Annotated in this window: 14 protein-coding genes; all 14 read left to right on the top strand. The window is 34.3% G+C overall.

Annotated elements, in window-relative coordinates:
- On the top strand, positions 1-391 hold a 391-nt coding region (locus BAZSYMA_RS06830; RefSeq protein WP_195910138.1), incomplete at its 5' end, for a hypothetical protein.
- A gap of 13 nt (positions 392-404) precedes the next feature.
- Complete coding sequence (locus tag BAZSYMA_RS06825) at positions 405-1,823, top strand: mannose-1-phosphate guanylyltransferase/mannose-6-phosphate isomerase (RefSeq protein WP_090717034.1); 1,419 nt, start codon at positions 405-407, stop codon at positions 1,821-1,823.
- Positions 1,820-2,851, top strand: coding sequence for a GDP-mannose 4,6-dehydratase (gene gmd, locus BAZSYMA_RS06820; RefSeq protein ID WP_090717032.1), 1,032 nt, complete (start codon positions 1,820-1,822; stop codon positions 2,849-2,851). Before BAZSYMA_RS06825 ends, gmd begins: the two co-directional genes overlap by 4 nt.
- A complete protein-coding gene (gene fcl, locus BAZSYMA_RS06815; RefSeq protein ID WP_090717029.1) occupies positions 2,852-3,805 on the top strand; it encodes a GDP-L-fucose synthase in 954 nt (317 codons plus the stop codon).
- Positions 3,798-5,129, top strand: a complete 1,332-nt coding sequence (locus tag BAZSYMA_RS06810) for a flippase (protein ID WP_241502577.1) — start codon at positions 3,798-3,800, stop codon at positions 5,127-5,129. The genes fcl and BAZSYMA_RS06810 overlap by 8 nt, the downstream gene beginning before the upstream one ends.
- Positions 5,130-5,319: 190 nt before the next feature.
- Positions 5,320-5,976: a class I SAM-dependent methyltransferase gene (locus BAZSYMA_RS06805; protein WP_195910137.1), complete on the top strand. Its 657-nt coding sequence runs from the start codon at positions 5,320-5,322 to the stop codon at positions 5,974-5,976.
- Positions 5,951-6,580, top strand: a complete 630-nt coding sequence (locus tag BAZSYMA_RS06800; RefSeq protein WP_090717023.1) for a ParB N-terminal domain-containing protein — start codon at positions 5,951-5,953, stop codon at positions 6,578-6,580. The genes BAZSYMA_RS06805 and BAZSYMA_RS06800 overlap by 26 nt, the downstream gene beginning before the upstream one ends.
- A gap of 88 nt (positions 6,581-6,668) precedes the next feature.
- A complete protein-coding gene (locus tag BAZSYMA_RS06795) occupies positions 6,669-7,472 on the top strand; it encodes a methyltransferase, TIGR04325 family (protein ID WP_090717020.1) in 804 nt (267 codons plus the stop codon).
- Positions 7,466-8,194 carry a class I SAM-dependent methyltransferase gene (locus BAZSYMA_RS06790; protein WP_090717018.1) on the top strand — a complete coding sequence of 243 codons (729 nt, stop codon included), beginning with the start codon at positions 7,466-7,468 and terminating at the stop codon, positions 8,192-8,194. The genes BAZSYMA_RS06795 and BAZSYMA_RS06790 overlap by 7 nt, the downstream gene beginning before the upstream one ends.
- Complete coding sequence (locus BAZSYMA_RS06785; RefSeq protein WP_090717015.1) at positions 8,187-9,140, top strand: glycosyl transferase; 954 nt, start codon at positions 8,187-8,189, stop codon at positions 9,138-9,140. Before BAZSYMA_RS06790 ends, BAZSYMA_RS06785 begins: the two co-directional genes overlap by 8 nt.
- A complete protein-coding gene (locus BAZSYMA_RS06780) occupies positions 9,141-9,500 on the top strand; it encodes a sugar 3,4-ketoisomerase (RefSeq protein WP_090717012.1) in 360 nt (119 codons plus the stop codon).
- A gap of 14 nt (positions 9,501-9,514) precedes the next feature.
- Positions 9,515-10,606, top strand: a complete 1,092-nt coding sequence (locus tag BAZSYMA_RS06775; RefSeq protein WP_090717010.1) for a DegT/DnrJ/EryC1/StrS family aminotransferase — start codon at positions 9,515-9,517, stop codon at positions 10,604-10,606.
- Positions 10,603-11,478 (top strand): glucose-1-phosphate thymidylyltransferase RfbA, encoded by an 876-nt coding sequence (rfbA, locus tag BAZSYMA_RS06770; protein ID WP_090717007.1) that lies wholly within the window; start codon positions 10,603-10,605, stop codon positions 11,476-11,478. Before BAZSYMA_RS06775 ends, rfbA begins: the two co-directional genes overlap by 4 nt.
- A partial coding sequence (locus BAZSYMA_RS06765; protein ID WP_143243131.1) for an NAD-dependent epimerase/dehydratase family protein occupies positions 11,471-11,652 on the top strand: 182 nt, incomplete at its 3' end. The genes rfbA and BAZSYMA_RS06765, both read left to right, overlap by 8 nt.

Raw genomic sequence — 11,652 nt, 5'->3', positions numbered from 1 at the left:
AATTAAATTATTAGCAATTAATCGTAAAAATAAATTTGAATTGTTTTTGTCTAACTTATTGTCATTATCATTTAAAGCTTATACAGTAGGAGTGAAAAAAATCACTAACACCATTTTAGCCAAAGCCTTTGACCAGCCTATCAATGAGGTAATAGACATTCTTAAGGCCGAACAGCATACCATTGAACTTGCCAATATTAATATTGATGTTAATAAGCTTTTAGACAAAACCACTACACTAAAACTAATTCCAAGTGCTACGCGCTCAAATGTACCAAAATTGAATGTTAATCAAATTTATTTTGAAGAAGAAGTGGGCATTGAGATAGAACAAATGACAAATCCTTATTTGCAAGAAGCGTATATGGTTTTAGAAGCGAAAGTATTATAAATCTTATATTATTATGAATATAATCCCCGTTATTTTGTCAGGTGGTTCTGGCACGAGGCTTTGGCCGTTATCGCGTACGCAACACCCTAAGCAATATTTGTCGTTGGCGAGTGATCACAGCTTATTACAGGAAACAATTTTGCGCCTGCAGGGACTGGGTAACCTTGCTAATCCGATGGTTGTTTGCAATGTTGAGCATCGATTTTTGGTAGCAGAGCAGTGCAGGGAAATTGGCATTCAAAACCCTATTATTTTATTAGAGCCAGTTGGTAGAAATACTGCACCTGCGATTATGGCAGCAGCATTGCAATCTAACAAACAATTAGAGGATGCTATTCTGTTAGTATTGTCAGCAGATCATGTGATTCAAGATGTACAGGCTTTTCACACAGCGATTGATATTGCTACACAACAAGCACAGGTAGGGCAGTTGGTTACTTTTGGCATTGTACCAAGCGAGGCGAATACTGGTTATGGTTATATTAAATCTTCTAAAGATAAGATTGGTGGTGCTTATCAAGTGGAAGACTTTGTTGAAAAGCCTGATTTGAAAACTGCACAATCTTATTATCAGCAAAACAATTATCTATGGAATAGTGGTATGTTTATGTTTCGAGCAGATACAGTGATTGACGAATTAAGTGAGTATGCACCTGAAATAAGTCAATCAGTGAGCACAGCAGTCAACAATGCTACACTAGATATTGATTTTATTCGATTGGATGAACAAGCATTCTCTAACTCCCCAAGTGATTCAATTGATTATGCATTGATGGAAAAAAGCAATAAGGTAGTGGTTGTGCCACTTAATGCGCAGTGGAGCGATATTGGATCATGGGATGCCTTATACGATATTAGTCAAAAAGACAACAATCAAAATGTGATTAAGGGTGATGTGATTGTTCAAGATACTACTAACACCTATATTAATGCCAATCACCACATAGTGGCAACTATTGGTGTGGATAATCTGATTATTGTTGATACTCCGAATGCGACTTTGGTAGCCAGTCGAGATAAATCGAAGGCAGTGAAAGCGATTGTTGAGCAGTTGCGCTCTGACAACAGACACGAAGCAGGACAACACCGCAAGGTCTATCGTCCATGGGGTTGGTATGATAGTATCGAAACTGGAGATAGTTTCCAAGTCAAGCGTTTGCATATTAAAATAGGTGCCAAATTATCATTACAACGCCACAGTCAGCGTGCCGAGCATTGGGTGGTGGTTAAAGGGATTGCCAGTGTGGTGAATGGTGATAAAAGTTTTACCTTACAAAAAGGGCAGTCAACTTATATCCCGATTGGCGTTAAGCACTCCCTAGCAAATGAAGAAAAAGAAGACTTAGAAGTTATCGAAGTGCAAAGCGGAGTCTATTTGGGCGAAGATGATATTGAACGATTTGAAGATATTTATGGAAGGGTAAAGCAATGAAGAAAGCATTTATAACAGGTATTACAGGGCAAGATGGCTCATATCTTGCAGAATTATTATTAGAAAAAAATTACGAGGTTCATGCAATCCTTCGTCGAGCATCAGTTTTTACCACGCAACGCATTGAACATATTTTTAATCATCCAAACCTACACACCTATCATGGAGATTTAACAGACTCAAGTAATATTCATAGGTTGTTAATGAAGATTAAACCTGATGAAATATATAATTTAGGTGCGCAATCACATGTGGCTGTTTCTTTTGATGTGCCAGAATATACCGCTGATGTAGTTGGTCTGGGTGCGATACGATTATTAGATTCGGTGCGTGATTTAGGTTCTGATTGCAGGTATTATCAAGCATCAACTTCAGAATTATTTGGCGGTATTCCCGGCACAGAGCCACAAAGCGAAACCACCCCTTTTTATCCAAAATCTCCCTATGGTGCTGCCAAGCTTTACGCCTACTGGGTAACGGTAAATTACCGAGAGTCTTATAATTTATTTGCTTGTAACGGTATTTTGTTTAATCATGAGAGTCCAAGACGAGGGGAGACTTTTGTGACTAAAAAAATTACACAAGCTGTTGCTAAAATTCACCAAGGTAAGCAAGAGGTATTAACGCTTGGTAATATGGATGCCAAGCGAGACTGGGGGCATGCTAAAGATTTTGTGTACGCCCAATGGTTAATGCTCCAACAAGACAAACCACAAGATTTTGTCATTGCCACAGGCGAGACTCATACCGTGCGAGAGTTTGTAGAGTTGGCGTTTAAAGAAGTGGGTACTAACATTGAGTGGCAAGGTGTAGGCGTTGATGAAAAAGGCATAGACCAAAGCACAGGCAAAATTTTGATTGAAGTGGATGAAAAATACTTCCGCCCAGCCGAGGTTGAATTGTTACTTGGTGACCCATCAAAAGCAGAAAATGAGCTAGGCTGGGAGCGACAAGTTTCTTTCCAAGAGCTAGTATCTGGCATGGTGAGATACGATTTGGAAAATGATGGTTTTGGCGGTAAAGAATAAGTGGATAAAAACGCAAAAATCTATATCGCAGGTCATCGTGGTTTGGTTGGATCGGCAATTATTCGTAAGTTGGAATTACAAGGATTTAATAATTTAATCACACGCACACATCAAGAATTAGATTTAATCAGCCAGCAACAAGTGGCTGATTTTTTTGCCACTCAAAAACCTGATTATGTGATTTTAGCGGCTGCTAAGGTTGGCGGTATTTACGCTAATGACACTTATCCTGCGGATTTTATCTATCAAAATATGATGATTGAGGCGAATATTATCCATGCGTCTTATACCACTAAAGTTAAGCGATTATTGTTTCTAGGTAGTTCGTGTATTTATCCAAAACTCGCCCCACAACCAATGCCAGAAGAATGTTTATTGACTTCAGAATTAGAGTCAACTAACGAGCCATATGCAATTGCCAAAATTGCAGGTATCAAACTTTGTGAATCGTATAATCGCCAGTACAACACAGATTTTCGCTCAGTTATGCCCACTAATTTATACGGCGAGGGGGATAATTTTCATCCTAAAAACTCACATGTTATTCCAGCACTTATTCGCCGTTTTCACGAGGCAAAAATTAACAATGATAAAGCCGTAAAAGTTTGGGGTAGTGGCAAGGCGATGCGTGAATTTTTATTCGTTGATGATATGGCACAAGCTTGTTTGCATATTTTAATGCTTGATAAGGCTGATCATCAAGCCGCAACCCAGCCAAGATTATCACACATTAATATTGGCACAGGCGAAGATGTTACTATCAAACAGCTTGCAAAACTCATTAAAAAAGTAACTGATTTTCAGGGTGATATTATTTGGGATGAAAATATGCCAGATGGCACGCCACGAAAACGCCTAAATGTAGATAAAATTAAGCAATTAGGCTGGCAAGCAACTACCACCTTAGAAGAAGGACTAAGTAAAACTTATCGCTGGTTTGTGGATAATGCTTAGTAAAATTCGCACCTTAAAAAACCATCAAGGCTTTATGAGGTATTTTAAAAATACCTCATGGCTATTTGGCGAAAAAATCTTGCGAATGGTGGTTGGTTTGTTTGTAGGTATTTGGGTGGCTCGTTATCTTGGTCCAGAACAATTTGGGATATTTAGTTATGCCCAAAGTTTTGTTGGCTTATTTGCCGCTATTGCCACGCTGGGGCTAGACGGCATCGTGGTGCGTGAATTGGTCAAAGATGAAAACCGCACGGGTGAGCTGATTGGTACAGCCTTTTGGCTAAAACTTATCGGCGCATTTTTAGTATTGATTATCCTAGCCATTGCGGTTAATTTCACCTCAAACGACAGTTATACCAATGCCTTAGTTTTTATCATTGCGTCTGCCACTATTTTTCAAAGTTTTAATGTGGTGGATATGTTTTTCCAAGCTAAGGTTTTATCTAAATTTGTGGTTTATGCCAATATCATTAGCCTGTTTGTTTCATCTATTGTTAAGGTGGTTTTGATTTTAAACGAAGCATCACTTGTTAGTTTTGCATGGGTGGTTTTGTTTGATAGTTTTGTGTTAGCAATGGGGTTTTTATATTTTTACCTCAAAAATTCAACATTAAGTATTAAGCATTTAAAATTCAATAAATCCACTGCCGTGGATTTATTGAAAGACAGTTGGCCGTTGATATTGAGTGGGATAGTTATAAGCATTTATATGAAAATAGATCAAGTAATGATAAAAGAAATGCTGAATGCAGAAGCAGTTGGACAATATGCTGCTGCTGTTAGATTGAGTGAAGCGTGGTATTTTATCCCAATGGTAATCAGTGCATCATTATTTCCAGCCATTATTAACGCTAAAAAGCAAAGTAAAGCATTATATTATGAACGATTGCAAAAACTCTATGATTTAATGGTTTGGTTGGCTATTGCTATTGCTATTCCTATGACTTTTTTGAGTGACTGGGTAATAAATTTACTTTATGGTGAAGCATATCATGAAGCGGGAGGGGTGCTGATAGTGCATATATGGGCTGGTGTTTTTGTATTTTTAACGGTTGCTTCAGGACATTTTTTAATTGCCGAAAATATGATTATGAAGGCTTTTTATAGAAATGCTTTAGCTGTATTTTTTAATATAGTGCTGAATATTGTATTAATTGCTGAATATGGAATAAAAGGTGCAGCAATAGCAACATTGATAAGTTGGATTATTTCAGGCTATATATATGATTTTTTAGATAAAAAAATAAGGTTTATGTTTGTGCAAAAAACAAAATCATTGATTGGATATCGAGCATATTTATTTCTTAAACATCGAAAATCATAATATCTGAACATGACTCAGTATTTTTACAATTTAGATTGGTTTAGAAATAATTTTACAAAATATTTTGAGTTGTTATTGGATGAGGAATTAGAAATCAATAGACATGTGTTTGTTGGGTATTTGAAACAGAAAGTAGTTAGAGGTATAAGATAGACAGGTTTAATAAAATTTTATTTTTAAGGAAAAAATGATGAATTATGATGGATATGAAAAATACGATAATCAAGTTGCAGAAACTTATGATATTGCCAGAAAAGAAGAAGAACATTGGAAGTTTGAAAATGAGTACATTAAAAATAGATATAAAAATTTCAAAACAGATAGGGTATTAGATTTACCTGTGGGTACTGGTAGGTTTCTAAATTACTATGTCAATGTTAAGGAGATTTTTGGTTGTGATATTTCAAAAGATATGCTTAATAAAGCCAAATTAGCTGTAACTAATAGTAAAGAAAATGTTTTTTTATCCAAGGAGGACGCATTTAATTTATCATATGCTGATAATTATTTTGATGAAATAATTTGTTTTAGACTTTTGCATTTAATACCACCAGAACTAAGAGAAAATTTATTTAAAGAATTTCATAGGGTTTTAAAAGGAAATTTGGTGCTACAAGTATATTTATCTAGAGACTACACTTTATTAGAAAAAGTTAAAAATAAGATTATATGTTTTTTTAACGCTATGCCTAATACAAAAGCTTGGAGTCACATAAAATCATACCCCTTAAGTTTGGAAGAACTTAACCGTCTTATTAATAGTGTACCTATGAAAGTTAATAAGAAGAATTTTTTATGTCAATATACTGGAGCAGATGTTTATGTTTTTGAACTATCAAAAGATTGATAATATTGCGATAAATAATTGTTATCATTATAGGGGTTATAGGTATGGATTATTCTCTAATAATATTTATGAAGATTATATTGTAGGGTTAAGTCAAGGGGTGGATTTACAGAAATTAAGGTTGGAATTTGTAGAAAGAATATTAGGAATGAGAAGTTTAAATTTTTTCAAAACATTACACTTAAATCAGACAAGTGAAGCTATTAATTGGGATTTCCCTTGGGCTTGGGGGCAAGCTAAAGATAGCTATTCAGCGTTGACTAATCCAGATATAATTTGCCATACATCAACCGATGGTATTTTAGCTTCACACATTAATAGAGAGTTTGTTTGGTTAGAAAATTCGTATAAATCAATTAAAGAAAATGGCTATAGTCCAGAAAAATATGGATATATTAGACTTTTAGAGTTAAAAAAAGGAAAAGAAAGAAGTTATATTGTCTTGGACGGAAATCATCGCATATCTGCTTTGGCAGCATTAAATTATTCTCACTGCAATGCAATCATTATCAATAATGTCTTTTTAAGGCATTGTTTATTTTTTTTATGGCCAGGATATGTTTTTAGAGGTTACAAAAAAAGGAAGCGCAAAATATTTTTCTAAGATATTTTGAAAAAAATAACTACACAATACCAATATCAAATAATTATTCAGATATTATCTATGATGAAGAACTTGCGGTTGATTTACAATTAGGAAAAAAATCATTAAATCACTAATCCCACCCATCTTATTAGATACATTAAGAAAAATAAAAAACCATAAATACGGTTGGAAGGGTGATTATGCGACTTGGCAAGAGGCACAAAATGATGCTACTGGTTATGATGCTGACGGGATATTGTATGCAGTAGAAAAGTCATTGTTAAAAGTAAAAAACGGTGAGGCGGTTTATGAAAGAGACAGTGTTATTTTTGATGAAATCCAATACTCTTGGCCGTTATTATCAGGCTTGATGTTTGCCGCTGCTAAAACAGGCGGGGTAAAAGTGCTTGATTTTGGCGGGAGTTTGGGTAGCACTTATTATCAAAATAAGAAGTTTTTAGATAAATTAGATAAGGCCTCTTGGTGTGTGATTGAGCAAGATAACTTTGTTACGATTGGTAAAGAGAAATTTGAAGATGAGCGATTAAAATTCTTCTATAGTGTGGATGAATGCATTAAACAAGAAAAGCCTAATATTTTGTTGCTTTCTAGTGTGTTGCAATATATTGAAAAACCTTATGAATTATTGGATGCCATTTTAGAGAATGATTTTGAGACTATTTTGATAGATAGAATGTCATTTAGTAAAACCTCTGAAAAAATAACACTTCAGGTTGTGCCACCAAGTATTTATCAAGCCAGTTATCCCTGTTGGTTTTTTGATGAAACTAAACTTATTGATTATTTTAAAAGTAAGGGTTATAGTGTGATTGAGATTTTTGAGAGTGCGGATGGTAAAAATGATGAGTATGAATTTAAAGGACTGATACTAGAGTTTGAGAAATGCTAACACAACTAAAAAAAATATACATTAACGAGCAATTCAACCCAAAAATATTAGGATTGTTTATCAATCCTTTTTATTTTGCACGCAAAGGGTTGTATCAGAATGTCTCAACATTAATTCCTAATTTAACAGGAAAATTATTAGATATTGGTTGCGGCACTAAGCCATACGAAAGTCTATGTAATGTTGATGAATATATTGGTTTAGAGATAGACGATGAAGGCAATAGAAACCATAGTTTTGCTGATGTTTTTTATGATGGAAAAGCCATCCCATTTGCTGACAAAGAGTTTGATAGTGTTATTTCTAATCAAGTGTTTGAGCATGTTTTTAATCCCAATGAGTTTTTAACAGAGATAAACCGAGTAACAAAAACGGGGGGGTGGTTACTGATGAGTGTGCCATTTGTGTGGGATGAGCACGAGCAACCCTATGATTATGCACGCTATTCATCTTTTGGATTGAAACATATTTTGCTTGAAAATGGCTTTGAGGTAGTGGAGAGTAGAAAAAGTAATGATGGGCTTGAGGTGATATTTCAACTTATTAATGACTATATATTTAAAGTAACGATGACTAAAAATATTTATATTAACTTACTAACAACATTATTTTTAATGGCACCTATTAATATAATTGGCTTAATTGTATCTAAAATTTTGCCGAGAAATGACGATTTGTATTTAGATAATATCGTTTTGGCTAAAAAGGTAAAAGATGTATAGTTACTGCACGCTGTTTGATAGCAATTATCTAACACGGGGCTTGGCAATGTATGAGTCTCTTAAACATCATAGTGATAATTTTCATCTGTATATTTTTGCGTTTGATGATAAAAGTCATGTCTTACTTAAAAAGTTAGATTTGAAATATTGTACGGTTATTAGTTTGAGGGAGTTTGAAAACGAAAAATTACTGGCAATTAAACCAAGTAGAACAAAAGGGGAATATTGTTGGACTTGCACGCCTTCAACCATAAAATATACACTTGAAAAATATAACTTAGAAAGTTGCATTTATCTTGATGCAGACTTATATTTTTTCTCTAATCCTGATGTATTGATTAAGGAGATGAATGATAAATCAGTCTTAATTACTGAGCATAGATACACACCAAAATACGACCAAACTAAAACCAGTGGCAAATACTGCGTGCAGTTTATGTCGTTTAAAAATAATGACGAGGGAATGAAAGTGTTAAATTGGTGGGTGGATGCTTGCATAGATTGGTGCTATGCGAGGTTTGAGAATGGGAAATTTGGTGATCAAAAATATCTTGATGATTGGATGACTAGGTTTGAATGTGTGCACGAACTGCAAAATTTAGGGGGCGGAGTTGCACCGTGGAATGTGCAACAATATGATTTAAGTGATGAAAATTTTAAATTGGTGTTTTATCATTTTCATAATTTTAAGCGTTTAGAAAATAACAAAGTTGATCTGGGTAGTTATAAACTGAACAAAAGTGATTTTGAAATTTTGTATAAGCCCTATGTGAGGCATCTTGAAAAAATCACCCAGTTTTTAAAAACGATTGATGGCGAGAATGATTATAATGGAATCGTTAAAAATACGCCTTTGCAGTGGAAAGACCCAATACGATTTGCTTTAAAAAAGTTAAAAGGCGAGTGGAATATTTTTAATAAGCAGTATTTTTTAAGAGAAGATTGAATGGCACATATTCTAAAATTACCAACCTTTAACGATGAAAGTGGTGTGTTAACCGTGGTTGAAAAACACCTACCTTTTGAGGTTAAACGCTTTTATTATATTTATAATGTAAATGGAAAAAGAGGTGGGCATAGGCACAAAAAAACCACTCAAGCGTTAATATCTCTTGGGGGGAGTTGTGAGGTGTATGTGAATAACGGGGAAAGTGAAGAGATTTTTGTGCTGGATTCTCCTGAAAAATGTTTGATTTTAGAAACCAAAGACTGGCACACTATGGATAAATTTGCAAAAAACACCACTTTACTTGTTTTTGCCTCTGAATATTATGATGTTAATGATTATATTGATAAACCATACTAGCGCAAAGACCTCTAATGATTGAGTATGAAAATCTCGCCAAATTAAACGCACCATTTTTTAAAGAGTTTGAGCGGTCTTTTAAAAAAACGCTTGATAGTGGTTGGTATATTTTGGGTAAACAAGTTGATACTTTTGAGCAAAATTTCGCCCAATATATCGGTGTGAATTATGGCGTTGGGGTCGCCAGTGGCCTGGATGCTTTGACCTTGGCATTAAAAGCCTTTGGTTTTGACAAAAACGCAGAGGTTATCGTTCCATCAAATACCTATATTGCCACAATTATTGCAATCATTCAGGCGGGGCTAAAGCCTATTTTGGTTGAACCAGATGTAGTAACCTATAATATAAACCCAAACCAAATAGAAGAAAAAATTACCCATAAAACCAAGGCAATTTTAGTTGTGCATTTGTATGGAAAATCGTGCGAAATGACACCTATTATGGATATTTGCAATACACATAATTTAAAATTAATTGAAGATTGCGCACAATCTCATGGTGCTACTTACAAAGGTAAAAAAACTGGCAGTTTTGGAGATTTTGGCTGTTTTAGTTTTTATCCAACCAAAAATTTAGGTGCATTGGGCGATGGCGGCATGGTAGTTTGCAATGATCAAGAGTTGTCCAATAAGATAAAGCAACTTAGAAATTATGGGTCAAGTGAGAAATATCATAATGAAGTCATCGGGTTTAATTCACGGCTGGATGAAGTTCAGGCAGGTTTTTTAAGTATAAAGTTACAGTATCTTGATGAAATCAATAGACACAAAAGAATGTTAGCTGATGTGTATTTTGAAAATTTATCTAAAAATTTTATTGTGCCAATAGTCAATCAAGATTTTTTTGATGTGTATCATATTTTCACTATTCGTCATAATAAAAGAGACGAGTTGAGAAAATATTTATTGAATCAAGGGGTGCAAGCCGAAATACACTATCCTGTTGCACCACATAAACAAAAAGCAATGCACGGCGGTATATTGAGTGGCGACTATCCGATTTCTGAGAAAATACATCAAACAACTTTAAGTTTACCAATATCATTTTTTCACACTAAAAATGATGTATTAAGAATTTGTAAAACAATAAACGGATTTAAAAAATGAAAGGAATAATACTAGCAGGTGGATCTGGCACCAGACTTTACCCAATCACCAAAGGCGTATGTAAGCAACTACTGCCAATTTATGATAAACCAATGATTTATTATCCATTGTCAGTTTTAATGTTGGCGGGGATAAAAGAAGTTTTGATTATTTCTACCACTAAGGATATCGACAGATTTAGAGATATGTTTGGTAATGGTAGTGAATTAGGAATGCAGTTTAAATATATCGTGCAAACCTCTCCAGATGGCTTAGCACAAGCATTTATTTTGGGTGAGGACTTTATTGGGAATAGTGATGTTTGTTTGGTTTTAGGAGATAATATATTCTATGGCGATGGCTTTGTTTCATTGTTAAAACAGAGTGTTAAAACCGTTAAACAAGAGAAAAAAGTGGTTGTTTTTGGATACAGAGTAAAAAACCCAAGTCAGTTAGGCGTGGTTGAGTTTGATAAAAATAATAATGCCATTTCTATTGAAGAGAAACCCGCAAATCCTAAGTCTAATTATGCAGTGGTTGGATTGTATTTTTATCCTAATAGTGTGATTGAAATTGCTAAGAATGTTAAGGTTTCTGATAGGGGCGAATTGGAAATTACTAGCGTAAATAGTGAATATTTAGAGCAAAAAAATCTGAAGGTAGAATTATTTGGTAGAGGGTTTGCTTGGTTAGATACTGGCACTTATGAAAGTTTATTAGATGCAGGACATTTTGTGCAAACGATTGAAAAACGCCAAGGTAATAAAATCGCTTGTATTGAAGAAATTGCTTATAAAAATGGTTGGATTAATGCAGATGAATTAACAGCCATTGCTAAACCTTTGTTAAAAAGTGGTTATGGTGATTATTTAATGGCAATTATCAATGAATAAAACTTTTTTAATTACGGGTGGGGCAGGTTTTATTGGTTCTGCTGTGATTCGATATTTAATTCAAAAAACCGATTATAAAGTGATCAATGTTGATAAATTAACTTATGCGGGTAATTTATCTACACTTGTTGAAATTGACAAATCAGATAGATATTTTTTTGAAAAAATTGATAT

Source organism: Bathymodiolus azoricus thioautotrophic gill symbiont, from assembly GCF_001298715.1.
GTDB lineage: Bacteria > Pseudomonadota > Gammaproteobacteria > PS1 > Pseudothioglobaceae > Thiodubiliella.
Note: the sequence above shows the minus strand (reverse complement) of the source record. Positions and strands in the feature narration are given on the sequence as shown.

Excerpts from the sequence above, each read along its gene's own strand:
- BAZSYMA_RS06810 (WP_241502577.1), top strand. The coding sequence starts at position 3,798 with ATGCTTAGTAAAATTCGCACCTTAAAAAACCATCAAGGCTTTATGAGG.
- rfbA (WP_090717007.1), top strand. The coding sequence starts at position 10,603 with ATGAAAGGAATAATACTAGCAGGTGGATCTGGCACCAGACTTTACCCA.
- BAZSYMA_RS06805 (WP_195910137.1), top strand. The coding sequence starts at position 5,320 with ATGAATTATGATGGATATGAAAAATACGATAATCAAGTTGCAGAAACT.
- BAZSYMA_RS06800 (WP_090717023.1), top strand. The coding sequence starts at position 5,951 with ATGTTTTTGAACTATCAAAAGATTGATAATATTGCGATAAATAATTGT.
- BAZSYMA_RS06775 (WP_090717010.1), top strand. The coding sequence starts at position 9,515 with ATGATTGAGTATGAAAATCTCGCCAAATTAAACGCACCATTTTTTAAA.
- BAZSYMA_RS06825 (WP_090717034.1), top strand. The coding sequence starts at position 405 with ATGAATATAATCCCCGTTATTTTGTCAGGTGGTTCTGGCACGAGGCTT.
- BAZSYMA_RS06780 (WP_090717012.1), top strand. The coding sequence starts at position 9,141 with ATGGCACATATTCTAAAATTACCAACCTTTAACGATGAAAGTGGTGTG.
- BAZSYMA_RS06785 (WP_090717015.1), top strand. The coding sequence starts at position 8,187 with ATGTATAGTTACTGCACGCTGTTTGATAGCAATTATCTAACACGGGGC.
- BAZSYMA_RS06790 (WP_090717018.1), top strand. The coding sequence starts at position 7,466 with ATGCTAACACAACTAAAAAAAATATACATTAACGAGCAATTCAACCCA.
- gmd (WP_090717032.1), top strand. The coding sequence starts at position 1,820 with ATGAAGAAAGCATTTATAACAGGTATTACAGGGCAAGATGGCTCATAT.